Raw genomic sequence first — 17301 nt, 5'->3', positions numbered from 1 at the left:
ACACCTCGCGAGTCTCGTCACGGGCGCCACGATAGCGTCATATTGCGTGCACCGCCAAACGGCATTTTGCATTCATCCCTTGTACATCCGCCCGGTGGTACGTCTTGGGAGAGTTTTCTTCCACCGGAGACAACGGATTTGGGAAGCCCACGCCGCTCGATCGCTAAACGGTAAAGCTTTTACCTTGTCCTGTTTGTTGCAACGCATTAAGAAATTTCAGCCACAATTCTCAATTACTTCAAAAGAGAAGTGCGCTATATCGATGCCGGGGAAACGAGGCTCAAAGAGCGCTAAAGCCGAGCCATTGGGGACACCGGGTTATCCATCGCCATGTCATCGATTACGACTGCGGCCATCGACACGCCAGTAAGGCGCTCGGTGGAACGGACGTGTGACGACCTCGCCATCCTGGCGCTTGTCGTTGTCAGCATCGTCGCAAGCTTCACGTTCCGGGACTACGGTCTCGGATGGGACGACTATACTCACGCCGAGTATGCCGATCTTCTATTGAAGATGTACGGGTCGGGCTTCACCGACACCGGCGCATTGTCGTTTGCCAATCTCTTCATGTATGGCGGCGGCTTCGATATGGCAGCCGCGCTGCTGCACAAGATCATCCCGCTGGAGCTGTTCGAGACGCGACGCCTACTCGGCGCGATCGTCGGCATTATCGGCCTCGCCGTCACCTGGCGACTCGGCCGTCGCGTCGCCGGCCCCGTGGGCGGCCTCGCCACGCTCCTGCTGCTGGCGCTGTGTCCGACGTTCTACGGCCATATGTTCATGAACCCGAAGGATGCGCCCTTCGCCGTGGCGATGGTCATCCTGATGCTCGGGCTGGTGCGTCTTGCACAGGAATATCCGAATCCGTCGCCGCGCACGGTCCTGATCCTCGGCCTCGGCGCCGGCTGCGCGATCGGCTGCCGTATTCTTGCCGGCCTCACGCTGATCTACGCGGTGATCGGTTTCATGCCTCTGTGGATCGAGGATGTCCGCACCAATGGCGTGCGCGAGAGCGCGCATCGGTTGCTGCATGTGCTCTACGTAATGCTGCCGGGCCTCGCCTTCGGCTATCTGATCATGGGGCTTATATGGCCGTGGTCGATCCTCGAGCCCGCCAATCCGCTGCGCGCCCTAGGCTACTTCTCTCACTTCTTCGAGAAGCCGTGGAAGGAGATGTTCGACGGCGCGATGATCTCGGTGCCGGACATGCCGTGGTCCTATCTGCCGACGCTGTTTGCGCTGCAGCTTCCGGAAGTGCTGCTCAGCCTCACCTTCGGCGGCATCGCGCTGACCATCATGTCGCTATCGCGCGACAGCGTGCCGGCGCGTCGCAAGACCATTCTCCTGATGCTCACTTTCGCCGCCATGCTGCCGCTGGCGATCGCCATGGTGAAGCGCCCGGCGCTGTATAACGGCATCCGGCACTTCATCTTCGTGATCCCGCCGATGGCCGTGCTCGGCGGCGCCGCCTTTGCCTGGGCGATGGACTGGCTGCGCGTCAATCATCGCGGCGCGCAGGCGGCGGCCGTCGCCGTATTTTCCTTCGGCCTGATGCTGCCGATGGCCGAGATGATCCGGCTGCATCCGTATCAGTACACCCACTTCAACTACATCGCCGGCACCGTGCGCCAGGCCGATGCGCTCTACATGCTCGATTACTGGGGCCTCGCGCTGAAGCAGGCGTCGGACGCGCTGAAGGAGCAGATCACCGAGCGACAGGAAAGCCCGCCTGCCGGTCGCAAGTGGAAGGTCGCCGTGTGCGGCCCGCAGCGCCCGGCGCAGGTTGCCCTCGGTCCCGACTTCACCATCGGCTGGGACAGCCAGTCGGCCGACTTCGCGATGACGCTCGGCGAGTTCTACTGCAAGGGCCTCACCGCTCCCGTGATCGCCGAGATCAAGCGCGACGATGTCATCTTCGCCCGCGTCTACGACATCCGCGGCAGCAGTATTTCCAGCCTGCTGGCGATCCCCGCGCCGTAGGAAGCCCGGCGCATCAAGCGCCGGGATGACAACGCTTCACGCGGGCGTCAGCGCGCCGCCCGAAACCGGACGTCGCCATTGTTCAGGAAGCAGGTCTTGCTGAACAGGCCGAGGTCGACCGGATTGGGCAATCGCACATCCTCCAGATCGGGATATGGCTTCACCGCCGGATCGAAGGACCGGTGGATCTGCGAGATGAAGACGAAGATCAGCCCGCGCTCCCTGGCGAAAGACTGCAGTGCGCGCACCTGCACCATCAATGCCGGGTTCTCGCGTTTCTGATCGAGCAGTTGCAGATAGTCGATCACGATGAGCGAGCCGCGCGGTGCGTCAGCCAGTTTCCTGACGATGTAGTCGGCGCTGATGTCGTCGGAATTGTCGAAGTCAAACAGACCATCGAAACGCTCCCGCTCCACACCGATGGCGCGGAAGCGATCCAGCACTTCCCTTTCACTGTATTCCAGCGAGAAGAACACGCTGCGCTGGCCTGACTGCATGGCTTCCACGGCGAGCTTCAGACTCATTAGCGTCTTGCCATGGCCCGGGCGCGCGCCCATCAGCAAGAGATCGCCGGGAGACAGTTGCGCAAACAGTTTCGCCGCCGGCGTGACCGCCGACATCCGGGCGACAAGCAGACTCCATGCGCCGAAACCCTCCTGCACGGCGATCCGGTCGAGCGCCTCATGCAGTGGAATATCAGCGCTGCGGGAAAGAAGCCTGGCCTTGCGCTTCAATTGATAGACAGGCGCAGAAAGACGCATCGTGAGAACCTCCTGGTGCGAGCGTTGTCACAACCCCTCCTTATGCTTGATGCTCGAACAGTTGGTTCGGTGATGAGCGAGCCCGGTATGATGGATACTTTCCCGTTGGAGGGGGGAGGCGTGGGCCGCGCCAGAATCAGAGTGTAACGCAAACCCCTCCCCGGCGAAATTACGGACTTCCCAAATCCCCGGCCATCAATTCTCCCTCTTCCTCCGCGAATGACACGCCATGATCATAAATCGACGGACTTTGCTGGCGGCTGCGCCGGCGCTCGCAGTGTGGCCCGCTCTCGCAAAAGAAAAGGCGAAGGACGCACCGACGGCCTTGCAGGCCTATGAACGCGACACCGGTGGACGGATCGGCGTCTATGCCGAAAACCTGAAAACGGGCGCGAAGATCGCATGGCGCGCCAATGAGCGCTTTGTGATGTGCAGTACGTTCAAGGCGTCGCTCGCCGCCTTCGTTCTTGCCCGCATCGATCGCGGCGAGGACAAACCCGACCAGATGATCTCCTATGCCGCTGCGGACCTGCTCGAATATGCACCGGTCGCGCGCGACAATCTCGCCAGAGGCGCACTCTCCGTATCAGACATGTGCAAGGCCATCGTCGAACTCAGCGACAACACCTGCGCCAATATGCTGCTGGCGCGTGTCGGCGGTCCGGCCGCCCTCACCGCCTTCTGGAACAAGACCGGCGACGGTGTCTCGCGCCTCGATCATTACGAACCGCTGCTGAACCGGTCGCGTCCCGGCAATCCGCAGGATACGACCACGCCTGCCGCGATGGCCGGCAACGTCAAACGCTTCGTGACCGGCGGCGTGCTGACATCAGCCTCGCGCGATCAGCTCATCGACTGGATGATGAACTGCAAGACCGGCGACAAGCGCCTGCGCGCCGGCCTGCCGAAGACATGGAAGATCGGCGACAAGACCGGCAATAACGGCAAGGACGCCGCCGGCGACATCGCCGTGGCCTGGCCGAAGCCGGACCAGCCCGTCATCATCGCCGCCTATACGCAAGGCGGCGCGCCGACGCCGCCGCAATTGGAGACGGTGTTCAAGGCGATTGGCGAGACGGTTGGGCAGTTGGGATAGGCCGCGCAACATCCGTCCGGCGCGACATCGTTCCGATGACAATTCCGCCGAGGATCATCGCCATGGCGGCGATCAGCGACAGCTCGATCGCCTCGCCCAGCACAAGCGCGGAAATCGCAACGCCCATCACGGGCGTCGCCAGCAGTCCGAGCGAGGTAATCGTCGCCGGCAGGCTGCGGTTGATGATCACCATCGCCCAATGCGCCAGCGCCGTGCCGAAGATGCCGCCGAACAGCAGAGCGCCGACAAGTTCGCGCGTCCAGGCGATATCAGGGATACCTTCGCGCATGAGCGCCAGCGTCGTCAGCAGGACGCTCGCGAGCAGCGCCTGCCAGAACACCAGCTGGAACGGCTCGGAAATCCAGCGGTGGCCGCGCACATAGACGATATTCGCCGCCCAGCACAACGCCGCGAGCAACAGCAAGCCGCTGCCGATCAGCGCATTGCCATTGCTCCAGTCGAATGCCGCCGGATTGAACATAACCGCGATCCCGGCGAGCCCGAGCACAATGCCGACCAGGCGCTCTCGCGGGACCGGTTCGCGCAGCAGCAGCCACGCGGCCGGTGCGACCCACAGCGGCGTGGTATAGCCGAGCACGATCGAGCGCCCGACCGGCACGAATTGCAGGCCGAAGGCAACCAGCGCCGAGAACGCGCTCATATGCAGCACCGCGACACTGACGATCACAGGCAGATCGCCGCGGCGCGGCAGGATGAATTGCCGGCGTGCCAGCGTAATGGCTGCCAGAGCGAGCGTGGCAACCAAGGCGCGGATTGCCACCGACCATAGCGGCGGAAGGTGCTGCACCAGAAATTTCGTCAGCGTCCAGTTCAGCCCCCACATGGTGACCACGACAGCAAACAAGAGCAGCGCCGTACGGCGCGACAGGGGATGGTCGGACATGGCTTCATCTCACGGCGTCGGTGCATGGCGCACTCGACAGAAGCACGACACTAGGTTTTACTGGCCCCAATCAAAGATCCATTTCATGAAAAATGACTGAGCCAGTTTGATGAGCGACATTCTCGCGGGGCTGATTGATCTCGAACGCGGTTCCGCGAGCAGCGAGACATTGACGCGGCAGCTCTACGATCAGCTCCGCACGGCGATCCTGAGCGGCGCGCTGCCGCCGGGCCATCGCCTGCCATCGAGCCGCGACTGCGCGAAGCAGCTCGGCCTCGCGCGCAACACCGTCTCGGCGGTCATCGACCAGCTGGCGATGGAAGGCTATCTCGAGATCGCGCAGGGACGACGCCCCACGGTCGCGGCCGCCGAGCGCAAGGCGCTGCTGACCGGGCGCAACATTGCAGCCAAGAAAGCCAAACCCATCGGCCTGTCGCGCTGGGCCGAGCGCGTGCGAAAATCAGACTGGCCGTTCGTCAATAGCGGCCCGCCGCAGCCATTGGCCACGGTGCTGGCCGATGCCAGGCTGTTTCCCCATGACATCTGGGCGCGCTGCCTGCGCCGCGCGGCGCGACGCGCGCCGACCGGCGATCCCGCGATCAATCGCACATCGCTGCGCACCGCCCTGCTCCGCCATCTCGTTGAGCATCGCGGTGTCAGGGCCGACGCGCGGCAGATCATCATCATGCCGTCGGCGCAGGCCGCGCTCGAACTGATCGCCCGCGTGCTACTCGATGCCGGCGATCTCGCCTGGGTGGAGAGCCCCGGCTATGGCGGCGCCCGCGCGGCACTGGATGCGGCTGGCGCCAGTGTGCGCGGCATTGCGCTGGATCGCGGCGGCCTGGTTTTCAGGGGCCGCCGCGATCGTCCACGGCTGATCTTCGTGACGCCGTCGCATCAGCATCCCACCGGGCGGTTGATGCCGGTGAGCCGTCGGCAACAGTTGCTCGGTTTTGCCAATGAGATCGGCGCGGCGATCGTCGAGGACGACTACGACAGCGAATTCCACTATGACGGCCGCCCAGTCGCTGCCCTGCAGGGCCTCGATGACAATGGCCGCGTGTTCTATGTCGGCACCTTTTCGAAATCGATGTTTTCAGATGTGCGCAGCGGCTACGCCATCGTGCCGCCGGACCTCGCCGACCTGTTCGAAAAGGCCCAGCGCCACGGCAGCCATATCGTGCCGGCGCCGGTGCAGGATGCGCTGGCCGAGTTCATCGACGACGGCCACTTCGCCGCACATATCCGCAAGATGACGCGCGTCTATCGCGGCCGGCGCGATCATTTGCTGCAGGCACTGCGCACTCACGCAGGTGATCACCTGACGATCGAACCGCCGGCCGGCGGCATGCAGCTCCTGGCCTATCTCGATCCTCATCGCGACGACCGCGCCATTTCGGCGCGACTGGCCAAACTCGGCGTGACGGCCCGCCCGCTCTCGATGCATTTCACCGGACCGGCGAGCGATCAGGGATTGTTCATGGGTTTCGCCGCCTGGAACGAGCAGGAGATCGACAAGGCCGCCGCCATCATCGGGGGCGTGTTGCGCGAGGCCGCCACGGCGCGCGGCGGCGGCTCTCGGAAATGAAACTGCCGGTGAAACGGATCTCGCAACGCTGCGGCTTCGGTTCCGAGGAGACCATGCGACGCAGCTTCCTGCGACTGATTTCTGCTACGCCGCAGGACTATCGCGCGCGTTTCAGTTCCTGAATGTCGTGATCGGGCCTTTTGCCGCCCGGAAAGCATGACTGGCCCGCAAACCGGCCGGCTTGCCGCCCCGCCGGAGCGGGACTACGCTCGCATCAGCGAAACGCCAGAACACTGCCAGCCAGTCCGGGAGAACTTAGATGTCGCCAGCGGAAGCCCGCCTCAAGGAAGTCCAGTCCACCATGAGCGAGGCCGAATGGGCCCAGCGCGTCAATCTCGCCGCTGCCTACCGTCTCGTTGCGCTCTACGGCTGGGACGATCTCATCGACACCCACATCTCCGCCCGCGTGCCCGGCCCCGAGCATCACTTCCTGATCAATCCCTATGGGCTGATCTTCGAAGAGATCACCGCATCGTCGCTGGTCAAGGTCGATCTCGACGGCAACCAGCTCTCCGAAAGCGACTACAGCATCAACCCGGCCGGCTTCACCATCCATTCGGCGATCCACGAAGTGCGCGAGGATGCAGGCTGCGTGATGCATCTGCACACGCCGGACGGCACCGCGGTCGCTTCCTGCATGGAGGGCCTGCAGCCGTTGAACCAGACCGCCCAGCTCGTGATCCCCGACCTCGCCTATCACGACTATGAAGGCGTCGCGCTCGATCACGACGAGCGCCCTCGCCTTCAAAAGGATCTCGGCACCAAGAACGCCATGCTGCTGCGCAATCACGGTACACTGACCGTCGGCCGCTCGGTCGCCTCGGCCTTCGAGCGCATGTATTATCTGGAGCGTGCCTGCACCATGCAGGTCCGCACCCGGATGCTCGGCCCGACCGCCTATCCGGTCGATCAGATCGTGATCGACAAGAACGCCGAACTGGTCTCGAACCCCGAGAGGTCGGAGCTGCGCTCCACCAAGCTGGTCTGGCCGCCGATGCTGCGCAAGCTCGACCGCCGCGATCCGTCTTACAAGACCTGAGATTTGGTGCTATAGGGAGGTTACATACCTCTACACAGTGATTCAAAACGCCGTCCAATTCCGGGCGGCGTTTTTTCTTGGCATCACGGCCGCATGAACGCGAAATCCGTGTCCGGGTCGCAATTGTCGGCAACGAAACGCAGCTCCGACTGCACGTCAGTCACGCTCCTGGTTTCGAGATATTTCGAGACCACGAGATTCACCAGGGAGCGGCAGACGCTGTCCTGATCGACCCCTGCGGCCTGTGCTGCCGCCATGGCGGCAGAGAAATGGGTATTGGCGATCTCGGTTGCGGACATGGCGCTCTCTCCCTTTTTTGTCTTTCGATCAGGAAAGCCTGACGCAAGCCTTGATGTGGGTCAACGCGCAGCCAACCCTGTCATTCCGGGGCGCGAGCGCCCCGGAATGACTAACGAGCGGCTTACTTCTTCACATCCGCCAGCGCAGCAATGATCCGCGCCCACGACCTGATGCCCTTGTGGAAGCTCTTGAGGTCATACTTCTCGTTCGGCGAATGGATGTTGTCGTCGTCGAGGCCGAAACCGATCAGCAGCGAGTCCAGCCCCAGCGTGCGCTTGAAATCGGCGACGATCGGGATCGATGCGCCGGAGCCGATCAAGAGCGCCTGCTTGCCCCACTCGTCAGTGAGCGCATCGCGCGCCGCCGCCAGCGGCTTCATGTTCCAGTCGAGCGCAATGGCCGGCGCATTGGAGTGATCGAGAAACTCAGCGGTGCAGTCGCCCGGCAGTTGATCGGTCACGAATTTGCGGAACGCGTCGCGGATCTTGCCGGGGTCCTGCCCTTCGACGATGCGGAACGAAACCTTCGCAGATGCATGCGAGGCGATCACGGTCTTGGAGCCCTCGCCCGTATAGCCGCCGACGATGCCGTTGATGTCGCAGGTCGGGCGCGACGTGATCTGTTCGATCAGTTCGCGGCCTTTTTCGCCGGCGGAGATCGACAGGCCAATTGGTTTCAGGAACGTCTCCGCGGTGAGGCCGAGACCCTTCCACTGCGCCAGAATATCGGCGGGCAGATCCTTCACGCCATCATAGAAGCCGGGAATGGTGATACGGCCGTTGTCGTCATGCAGCTTGCCGAGAATGTTGGTCAGCACGCGGATCGGATTGCGCGCGCCGCCGCCATAGATGCCGGAATGCAGATCGCGATTGGCCGCGGTGATCTTCACTTCCTCATAGACGAGGCCGCGCAGCGACGTGGTGATCGCCGGGGTATTGGGGTCCCACATGCCGGTGTCGCAGACCACGGCGAAGTCGGCCGCGAGATCCTTCTTGTTGGCCTCCAGGAACGGCACGAAGTTCTTCGAGCCGACTTCCTCCTCGCCTTCGATGCAGATGGTGAGATCGATCGGCAGCGCGCCCGTGACATTCACCCAGGCGCGGCACGCCTCGACGAAGGTCGAGAGCTGGCCCTTGTCGTCCTGTGCGCCGCGCGCGACGATGATGTCGCGGCCATCGGCGTGCTTGGTGACGACCGGCTCGAATGGCGGGCGATGCCACAGATTCAGCGGATCGACCGGCTGCACGTCATAATGGCCGTAAAACAGCACATGCGGCCGCTTGCCGGTGTTGCCCTTGGCGGTGGCGACAATGGCCGGGTGGCCTGCGGTCGGCCGCACCTCGGTCTTGAAGCCCAGGGCCTCGATCTCGCCCGCAAGATGCTTTGCCGCCGCCTTGCAGTCGTCAGCGAAAGCCGGATCGGCGGAGATCGACTTGATCCGCAGCAGCGCGAACAACCGCTCCAGACTGTTGTCGAAATCGGCATCGACGCGATCGAGAACGGAGGCAAGCTGCGCGTTGGGCATGGGCAAGTTTCCTTAACTGATATGGTCCGGAACGTCAGCGGAATCTAGCAGCACCGGCGGGTGGTGCATATGCCAGATCAATCCGCCTGCGAGGATGGCCGTCGCCAGCAGATTGTTGCCCCAGGCCTGCAGCACCGGCGAAAAAACCGGGATCGACAGCGCCATCAGCACACCGACGACGCCGAGCAGCGACCATGTGCCGGTCCGCACATTCGGCCTGGGATCATCGGCAGCGCGATGCATCAGCACCGTGAGCGGCAGGAACAGCCACATGAAATAATATTGCCGCGCCAACGGCGATGCCACCGTCATCAGACAGAACAGCACGCCGAGTTCTTCGGCACGCGAGCGCGGCGTGAGTTTCGATCGCGGCAGCAATGACCAGATGAAACCGAGGCCGATCAGGCCGGAGACTGCGAGCACGATCAGGTTCGCTGTCTTGTAGCTGACATCGATCACATTCATCGTGGCCGATCCGCGCTTGGGATCGTCCTGGAAATAATCGATCGGCCGCACCAGGCGATGCGTCATCGCGATGATCGACTGATTGACCCAGGACCAGTTCTGCTCATCGCGCTGGCCGAAGCCCTTCTCCGAGCTGGAGCCGACCATTTCGGTGTACCAGGTCTTCACCTCGGCAGCGTTGCGCTCGAAGCCACGAAACGGCGCCGGCACCACGTAGAGCAACAGCAGCGTGCAGATGATCATGCTCGCCGACGCCGCCCAGTGCCGCCGCCAGATCAGATAGGGCAGCACCGCAATCGGGAACACCTTGATGGCCGTCGCCAGCGCAAACATGCTGCCGCCGAGCCACGGCCGGTCTTTCTGCATCCACCAGAAGCCGAGCAGCATCATCGCCAGCAGCACCAGATTGGGCTGGCCGAGATCGTACATGTCGAACACGAAGGTGATGGTCGCAAAGCCCGGCAGCGCCGCAAGCCACGCCGCCGGAATCTTCTTCGAGCCGGTCATGGCGTTCGACAACTGGCTGGTGATCGCCCAGGCTGCCGAATTCAGGATCGAGAGCGAGAGATAGAGCGGTATCTTGCCGAACCAGCTCGGCAGCGCCAGCAGGATCGCGGACAGCGGCGGATAGATGAAGTCCAGCGCGCCATTGGTCTTCGCTTCATAAAGCGGCGCGCCGTGCAGCACCTGTTGCCCGGCCCAGAACCACAGCGCGTAGTCCTTGGTCTTGCCGTGACCGAAGATTTCCGGGACGAGCACATCCGCCGTCAGCAGGACGCAGGTCGCAAGAAACAGCAGGTCCAGCGGCTGCCGCAAGGACGGCCACCGCAAAACCGGCATTTCGCCGTCACTTTTCGTCACTTCGCAGTCCCGCTTCAACGACGCGCCAGGGCAGCGCGTTCAGACCGCGGTGGGTAGCAGATGGCGCCGGACCTGCAAAGCCGCGGGCCGGCGCATATCGGCGTCGTGAACGGCGTTTACCGCTTCAAAATCCCGCCCAGCGCGCCGCGCACGATCTCGCGGCCGATCGAACTGCCGAGCGAGCCGCCAACCTGCTTGCCTATATTGGCAACGACGCCGCCGACAACCTTGTTGGTGACGCTGCGGGTCACGCTGCGTGCGATCACCTGGCCGGTGGAGAGCCTGTTGCGGCCGGTATTGGTGCCGAAGATCGTGCCGACGATGGCGCCGAGCTGGCCCAGCAAGCCGCCGCCTCCCGCCCCGCCGCCGGCATCGGCCGGCGCTGCCGCGGCGCCCGCGACACGTTTCTGCAGCATCTCGTAGGCGGATTCGGAATCGATCGCCGTGTCGTATTTGCCCTTTACCGGGCTGGCATTCATGATGGCCTTGCGCTCCTCAGGCGTGATCGGCCCGATCCGCGCGGTGGGCGGACGCACCATGATGCGTTCGACCATTGCCGGCGTGCCATTGCCTTCGAGGAACGACACCAGCGCCTCGCCCTTGCCGAGTTCGGTGATGACCGTGGCCGTGTCGAGTTTCGGATTGGCGCGGAAGGTCTGTGCCGCCGCCTGCACGGCCTTCTGATCGCGCGGCGTGAAGGCGCGCAAGGCGTGCTGCACGCGGTTGCCAAGCTGGGCGAGTACGCGATCGGGCACATCGATCGGGTTCTGGGTCACGAAATAGACGCCGATGCCCTTGGAGCGGATCAGGCGCACCACCTGCTCGATCTTGTCCAGCAGCGCCTTCGGCGCATCGTTGAACAGCAGATGCGCTTCGTCGAAGAAGAACACGAGTTTCGGCTTCGGCAGGTCGCCAACCTCGGGCAATTCCTCGAACAGTTCCGAGAGCAGCCACAGCAGGAAGGTTGCGTAGAGCCGCGGGCTCGACATCAGCTTGTCGGCGACCAGGATATTGACCATGCCGCGGCCGTCGCGGTCGGTCTTCAGAAAATCTTTCAGCTCAAGTGCCGGTTCTCCGAAGAATTTATCGGCACCCTGGTTTTCCAGCACCAGCAACTGGCGCTGGATGGTGCCGATCGTTGCCTTGGTGACGTTTCCGAAGCTCCCCGCCGACTTGCGGACATCGGCGAGTGGATCGACCTCGTCCTTCTTGGCGGTCATCGGCACGATCGCATCGAGCAGCGAGCGCAGATCCTTCATGTCGAGCAGGGTCAGGCCGTTCTCGTCGGCGACGCGGAAGGCCACGTTGAGCACGCCTTCCTGCACGTCGTTGAGATCGAGCAGCCGCGCCAGCAGGAGTGGTCCCATTTCAGAGACTGTCGCGCGCACGGGATGCCCCTGCTCGCCGAACACGTCCCAGAACACGGTCGAGAACTGATCGGGCTGAAACGTCAGCGCCATTTCCTTGGCGCGCTTGAGGATGAAATCCTTGGCTTCGCCGACTTCGGCAATGCCGGAGAGATCGCCCTTGATGTCCGCGGCGAAAACCGGCACGCCGGCGCGCGCAAATCCCTCTGCCATCACCTGCAACGATACAGTTTTACCCGTTCCCGTCGCGCCGGTGACGAGGCCATGGCGATTGCCGAGGGCCAGCGTCAGCCATGCCTGTTGTTCGCCCTTGCCGATGAAGATCTTGTCGTCGGTATCGCCTGACTTCAGTTCGGTGGTCGCCATCGGATCGCCTCTGTCGCGCGCATCAAGAAAAAAAATTCGAAAAATTTGCGGCTCACATGATCTTACTGCATCTTGACGAGCGATTGAAACGCAAAGAGTTCCCGCCGCGCCTGAAACCCGCCCGTCATTCCAACGGACACTGCAAGCCATTTGTTTTGCTGTTTCCAAAGTGTGGCCCTGTCGCATCTGCGAACAATTGACCAAAATTTCACGTTTGCTCTTGCATTGGTGCAACACTCGATGTGCGATTACGCTGAATCGCACGTTGGGCGGGTTGGCGTGCTTGTAATTCGAATCGCAGCGGCTCAAGATCATTTTTCAACATAAGGGCATCGGCACTCAACCGATGTGAGGCGGGGCATCATGGACGAGTTGATCAAAGCGCTGACCGCAAAGGTCGGCATCGATGAAGCCGTGGCTGAAAAGGCTGTCGGCATCATCCTGGGGTTCCTGCGCAAGGAAGCACCGGCCGCGCCGGTCAATGCGCTCATCGAAAAAATTCCGGGTGCGGACGCAGTCATCGCATCGTCAGAGGGCGGTGGAGGACTGAGCAGCCTGATGGGCGGCGGCATCATGGCCCTGGGCAGCAAGCTGATGGGTCTTGGCCTCGGCATGGGCGAGATCCAGAGCGTCGCGCGCGAACTGTTCAAGTTCGGCCGCGAGAAGATCGGCGCCGATGCCATGGACGAGATCGTTGCCGGCACGCCTGGCCTGAGCCAGTTCTCCTGACCGTCTGTTACGTCAGCAGCGCGCGTAAGCTTCAAGTATCTTCATACGTCCGAGTATCATGACATATCCCATCTCCAAGATTGACGGTTTGACGGCCTTCGCCGCGACCAAACTGAAAAAGGCAGGCATCCGCACCATGGAAGGGCTGCTGGATGCCGCTCACTCCGCCAAATGCCGCAAGGAACTCGCCGCCAAGACCGGGTTCAGCGAACAACAACTGCTCGAATGGGCGAACCTCGCCGACTATCTGCGCATCCCCGGCATGGGCAAGGCCAAGGCCGAACTGCTCCGTGCCTCCGGCGTCAATACCGTGCGCGAACTGGCCCACCGCAATCCCGCCCGCCTCGCTCTGGCGATGCGCGAGGCCAATGACAAGCGCAAGCTGGTCCGGGTAATGCCCTCCGAGAAGTCCGTTGGCGACCTGATCGAGAAGGCCCGCCAGCTGCCGCTGAAGATCTCGTATTGAGAAGGTAGCAGCGACGCTCCTCTCCCTCCCCCGCGCTTGCGTGGGGAGGGAAAAGAAAGCGTCATCGCCCTATCTTGACTCCCTCCCCCCGACCGCGCAAAGCGACCTCATGATCGCGCGTCCGACCACGTCTGCTCCGACGGCCCACCCGGTGCTGGCCGCGCTGCTGGCATCGCCGGTGCCTGCCGTGATGGGCATCCTGAACGTCACCCCGGACTCCTTCTCCGATGGCGGCCAGTTCGATGCCCCCGAGCGCGCACTGGTGCAGGCGCGACGCATGATCGCCGAGGGCGCCGGGATCATCGACATCGGCGCCGAGTCCACACGGCCCTATGGGTCCCGGCCGGTCACTGCCGATGAAGAATGGGCACGCCTCGTGCCGGTGCTGGCCGACGTCATCGCGCTCGGCACGCCGGTATCGATCGACAGCATGAAGGCATCCGTCGTCGCAAAAGCGCTCGCCGCCGGCGTGGCCATCGCCAATGACATCTGGGGCCTGCAGGGCGATCCCGACATGGCCCGCGTCGTCGCGGAGCACAATGCGCCTGTCGTCGTCATGCATAACCGCAACGACGTCGATGGCAGCATCGATATCGTCCGCGACATCAAGGACTTTTTCGCGCGGTCGCTGGAGATCGCCGCCAGGGCCGGCATTCCCGCGGGCCACATCGTTCTCGATCCCGGCATCGGCTTCGGCAAGACACCTGAGCAGAGCATGATCGCGCTGGCGCGGTTCGACGAGTTGAACAGTTTCGGCCTGCCGGTGCTGATCGCCGCCTCGCGCAAGAAATTCATATCGACCGTCGTGCCGTCGGAACCGCAGCAGCGTATCGGCGGATCGCTCGCCGCGCACCTGCTGGCAGTGCGGCACGGCGCCAAGATCGTCCGCGCCCATGACGTCGCGGAAACCGTTCAGGCCCTGCGTGTCACCGCAGCCATCGAGGAATTAAGATGAGCGACATGATCTTCATCAAGGGCGTATCTGTGCATGCGCATCACGGCGTGCTCGATTACGAAGGCGTCGTCGGGCAGCGCTTCATCATCGATATCGAACTGACCACCGATATCGATCTTGCCGCGCGCAGCGACCGGCTTGCGGACACTGTGTCCTATGCCAATGTGGTAGCCACCGCCATCGCCGCCTTCAAGGATACCAACTACAAGCTGCTTGAACGCGCGGCCGGCGCCGTGGCCGACGCCGTGCTGGCGGACTTTCCACGTGTCAGCGCCATCAAGGTCACCGTGCACAAGCCGCACGCACCGATCGCCGCGATCTTCGACGATGTCGGCGTGGTACTGAACCGCACGAGGTCATAGACCATGGCTAGCGTCCTCATCGCGCTCGGCGGCAATGTCGGCGATGTCCGCACGACGTTCCGCAAGGCGATCAGCAATATCTGCGGCATGACACAGGCCGCGCTGATCGAACGCTCGGCAGACTACCGCACGCCGCCGGTGGGCGACGTGCCGCAGGACCATTTCGTCAATGCGGCAATCGAGATCGAGACCGATCTCGATCCGCACGCGCTGTTGTTCACGCTGCACAAGATCGAGCACAAGTTCGGCCGCAACCGCGTTGCCGAGGGGCACTGGGGTCCGCGGCCGCTCGATCTCGACATGATCGCCTATGACGACGTCGTCATCGCCAAGCCGGAACTGCACCTGCCACATCCCCGCGCCACTACCCGTGCCTTCGTGCTGGTGCCGCTGGCCGAGATCGCCCCGGACCGGGTGATATCGGGCAAGACCGTGAGCGAGCATCTGCAGGCCCTCTCAACCGAGGGCATCGAGCGACTGCCGGACCTGGATTGAGCGCCGGCCTCCACCCTCTCGCCGCATTGCGGGGAGAGGGAAACAGCCCCGCTTCCTGTTCCGCGCGCCAAAAGCGCGCAGGGCCATGTCCTAAGAGGCATTGGCAACCCCTTCTCGGCATGGCATTTTCCGGTTCAACAACGAAGCAATGCCGGGAGTGAAGTTCCTAAATGTCGACTGCGACTGACGACCTGCGGCTGGCCGCCGATTTTGCGCCTGCGACCTATGACGACTGGCGCAAGCTCGTCGATGGCGTGCTGAAAGGCGCGCCATTCGAGAAGCTGATCAGCAAGACCTATGACGGCGTCAAGATCCAGCCGATCTATCCCCGCGCCCATGATGCTGCGCCGATTGCCACCCGCCCGCCCGCGGCTCCGTGGCAGATCATGCAACGGATCGACCACCCCGATGCCGCGAAGTCCAACAAGCAGGCGCTGCACGATCTGGAAAACGGTGCCACGGGCCTGACGCTGGTGTTCGAGGGCGCCAATGGCGCGCGTGGCTTCGGCCTCGTCGCCTCGCCCGAGACCATCGAGACGTTGTTCGACGGCATCTATCTCGACGCCGGCATCGGCATCGAGCTCCATGCCGGCCCGCAGTCGCGCATGGCCGTGACGTATCTGGCCGATTACATCAAGACGAAGGGCATCGATCCCGCCAAATGCGATATCCGCTTTGGGCTCGATCCCATTGGCGCCACCGCGGTGTGGGGCACCAGCGCCTATAACTGGTGGGAAATGGCGCCCGCCGTCACCGACGCCATCAAGAAACTGGCGGCGCAAGGCTTCAAGGGCCCGTTCGCTGTCGCCGACGGCCGCATCATCCACGATGCCGGTGGCTCCGAAGTGCAGGAACTGGCTTATGTGCTCGCGGTGATGGTCTCCTATCTGCGCGCGATGGAAGACCATAACATTCCGCTCGAGACGGCCCGCAGCATGGTCTATGCGCGTCTCGCAGCCGACGCCGATCAGTTTCTCACCATGGCGAAATTCCGCGCGCTGCGCCTGCTGTGGGCGCGCATCGAGGAAAGCTGCGGTCTCACGCCGAAGCCGATGTTCATCGCGGCCGATACCGCGTGGCGCATGCTCACGCAGCGCGATCCCTATGTAAACATGCTGCGCGCGACCATGGCGACCTTTGCCGCAGGTCTCGGCGGTGCCAACTCCATCTGCGTGCTGCCGCATACGCTGGCGCTCGGCCTGCCCGATGGCTTCGCGCGCCGCGCCGCGCGCAACACGCAGCTCATACTGCTGGAGGAGTCGAACCTCGCCAAGGTCTCCGATCCCGCAGCAGGCGCCGGCGGCATCGAGGCGCTGACCCGCGAACTGTGCGACGCCGCATGGGCCCAGTTCCAGGATATCGAAAAAGCCGGCGGCGCCTTCCCGGCGCTGGGCAACAACGTGATCCAGCCCAGGATCGCCGCCACCCGCGCCGCGCGCCAGGCCAGCATCGCCAAGCGGCGCGAGGTGCTGACCGGCGCCAGCGAATTCCCCAACCTGCACGAAGCCCGCGCCACCGTGCTGAAGGTGAAGCCGATCCCCGGCAAGCCCTATGGCAAGGACAAGATCAAGTTCAACCCGCTGGAACCGATCCGGCTGGCCTCGCCCTTCGAGGCGCTGCGCGACAAGTCGGATCACCTGCTGGCCCGCAAGGGTGCAAGGCCGAAGGTGTTCCTCGCCAATCTCGGCACGCCCGCCGATTTCACCGCACGCGCGACCTTCGCCAAGAGCTTCTTCGAGACCGGCGGCATCGAAGCCGTCGACAGCGACGGCTTCGCCGATCCGGCTGAACTCGCCAGGGCCTGGCAGGCCTCCGGCGCTGCGCTGGTATGTATCTGCTCCTCCGACAAGCTCTATGCCGGCCAGGCTGCGCCTGCCGCCAAGGCGCTGCAAACCGCCGGCGCAAAACATATCTATCTGGCAGGCCGCCCCGGTGATCTGGAAGCGCCCTTGCGCGCCGCAGGTGTGAGGGATTTCATCTTTGCCGGCGGCGATGCACTGGCCATGCTGGTACAGGCCCATGATCTACTAAATTCGGCCTGA

Annotated in this window: 17 protein-coding genes; 11 read left to right on the top strand and 6 right to left on the bottom strand. The window is 63.3% G+C overall.

The window, feature by feature from the left end; all coding sequences use genetic code 11:
* The first annotated feature begins 330 nt into the window (after nt 1-330).
* The gene (locus tag AC1RLZ_RS17660; RefSeq protein WP_371420480.1) at nt 331-1980 is read left to right on the top strand and encodes a glycosyltransferase family 39 protein; all 1650 of its coding nucleotides are present in this window, start codon (nt 331-333) and stop codon (nt 1978-1980) included.
* Nucleotides 1981-2027: 47 nt separating this feature from the next.
* On the opposite strand, the gene AC1RLZ_RS17655 is transcribed toward AC1RLZ_RS17660, so the two are convergent.
* Nucleotides 2028-2741, bottom strand: coding sequence for a DNA helicase (locus AC1RLZ_RS17655; protein ID WP_493189668.1), 714 nt, complete (start codon nt 2739-2741; stop codon nt 2028-2030).
* A 229-nt stretch (nt 2742-2970) separates the two neighbouring features.
* Here AC1RLZ_RS17655 and bla point away from each other — a divergent pair, with 229 nt between their 5' ends.
* On the top strand, nt 2971-3837 hold the full coding sequence (bla, locus tag AC1RLZ_RS17650) for a class A beta-lactamase (protein ID WP_493189667.1): 867 nt from the start codon (nt 2971-2973) through the stop codon (nt 3835-3837).
* Here bla and AC1RLZ_RS17645 read toward each other — a convergent pair.
* Nucleotides 3800-4741 (bottom strand): DMT family transporter, encoded by a 942-nt coding sequence (locus AC1RLZ_RS17645; RefSeq protein WP_493189666.1) that lies wholly within the window; start codon nt 4739-4741, stop codon nt 3800-3802. The genes bla and AC1RLZ_RS17645 overlap by 38 nt on opposite strands.
* A 109-nt stretch (nt 4742-4850) precedes the next feature.
* On the opposite strand from AC1RLZ_RS17645, the gene pdxR reads away from it, so the two are divergent.
* From pdxR to AC1RLZ_RS17630, 3 genes are all read left to right on the top strand, one after another.
* Entirely contained in the window at nt 4851-6329 is a 1479-nt protein-coding gene (pdxR, locus tag AC1RLZ_RS17640) for a MocR-like pyridoxine biosynthesis transcription factor PdxR (protein WP_493189665.1), read from the top strand.
* The gene (locus tag AC1RLZ_RS17635) at nt 6326-6451 is read left to right on the top strand and encodes a hypothetical protein (RefSeq protein ID WP_493189664.1); all 126 of its coding nucleotides are present in this window, start codon (nt 6326-6328) and stop codon (nt 6449-6451) included. Before pdxR ends, AC1RLZ_RS17635 begins: the two co-directional genes overlap by 4 nt.
* A 137-nt stretch (nt 6452-6588) precedes the next feature.
* On the top strand, nt 6589-7368 hold the full coding sequence (locus AC1RLZ_RS17630; RefSeq protein ID WP_371420474.1) for a class II aldolase/adducin family protein: 780 nt from the start codon (nt 6589-6591) through the stop codon (nt 7366-7368).
* An 83-nt stretch (nt 7369-7451) separates the two neighbouring features.
* Here AC1RLZ_RS17630 and AC1RLZ_RS17625 read toward each other — a convergent pair whose 3' ends face one another.
* The 4 genes from AC1RLZ_RS17625 to AC1RLZ_RS17610 all read right to left on the bottom strand — a co-directional run bounded on the left by AC1RLZ_RS17625 (nt 7452) and on the right by AC1RLZ_RS17610 (nt 12252).
* Nucleotides 7452-7667 (bottom strand): hypothetical protein, encoded by a 216-nt coding sequence (locus AC1RLZ_RS17625; protein WP_493189663.1) that lies wholly within the window; start codon nt 7665-7667, stop codon nt 7452-7454.
* Nucleotides 7668-7789: 122 nt separating this feature from the next.
* The gene (locus AC1RLZ_RS17620) at nt 7790-9193 is read right to left on the bottom strand and encodes a M20/M25/M40 family metallo-hydrolase (protein WP_493189662.1); all 1404 of its coding nucleotides are present in this window, start codon (nt 9191-9193) and stop codon (nt 7790-7792) included.
* A gap of 12 nt (nt 9194-9205) precedes the next feature.
* Nucleotides 9206-10498 carry a glycosyltransferase family 87 protein gene (locus tag AC1RLZ_RS17615; RefSeq protein ID WP_493189731.1) on the bottom strand — a complete coding sequence of 431 codons (1293 nt, stop codon included), beginning with the start codon at nt 10496-10498 and terminating at the stop codon, nt 9206-9208.
* 137 nt (nt 10499-10635) lie between these two features.
* Complete coding sequence (locus AC1RLZ_RS17610; protein ID WP_493189661.1) at nt 10636-12252, bottom strand: helicase HerA-like domain-containing protein; 1617 nt, start codon at nt 12250-12252, stop codon at nt 10636-10638.
* A 363-nt stretch (nt 12253-12615) separates the two neighbouring features.
* On the opposite strand from AC1RLZ_RS17610, the gene AC1RLZ_RS17605 reads away from it, so the two are divergent.
* From AC1RLZ_RS17605 to AC1RLZ_RS17580, 6 genes are all read left to right on the top strand, one after another.
* A complete protein-coding gene (locus tag AC1RLZ_RS17605) occupies nt 12616-12981 on the top strand; it encodes a DUF2267 domain-containing protein (protein ID WP_493189660.1) in 366 nt (121 codons plus the stop codon).
* A 58-nt stretch (nt 12982-13039) separates the two neighbouring features.
* Complete coding sequence (locus AC1RLZ_RS17600; protein WP_371420470.1) at nt 13040-13447, top strand: DUF4332 domain-containing protein; 408 nt, start codon at nt 13040-13042, stop codon at nt 13445-13447.
* Between the two features lie 109 nt (nt 13448-13556).
* Nucleotides 13557-14402: a dihydropteroate synthase gene (gene folP, locus AC1RLZ_RS17595; protein WP_493189659.1), complete on the top strand. Its 846-nt coding sequence runs from the start codon at nt 13557-13559 to the stop codon at nt 14400-14402.
* Nucleotides 14399-14764, top strand: a complete 366-nt coding sequence (gene folB, locus AC1RLZ_RS17590) for a dihydroneopterin aldolase (RefSeq protein ID WP_371420468.1) — start codon at nt 14399-14401, stop codon at nt 14762-14764. Before folP ends, folB begins: the two co-directional genes overlap by 4 nt.
* Nucleotides 14765-14767: 3 nt before the next feature.
* Nucleotides 14768-15259 carry a 2-amino-4-hydroxy-6-hydroxymethyldihydropteridine diphosphokinase gene (gene folK, locus AC1RLZ_RS17585; RefSeq protein WP_493189658.1) on the top strand — a complete coding sequence of 164 codons (492 nt, stop codon included), beginning with the start codon at nt 14768-14770 and terminating at the stop codon, nt 15257-15259.
* Between the two features lie 170 nt (nt 15260-15429).
* On the top strand, nt 15430-17301 hold the full coding sequence (locus AC1RLZ_RS17580) for a methylmalonyl-CoA mutase family protein (protein WP_493189657.1): 1872 nt from the start codon (nt 15430-15432) through the stop codon (nt 17299-17301).

It is taken from the genome of Tardiphaga sp. GW822-FHT04G09 (assembly GCF_058800725.1).
Note: the sequence above shows the minus strand (reverse complement) of the source record. Positions and strands in the feature narration are given on the sequence as shown.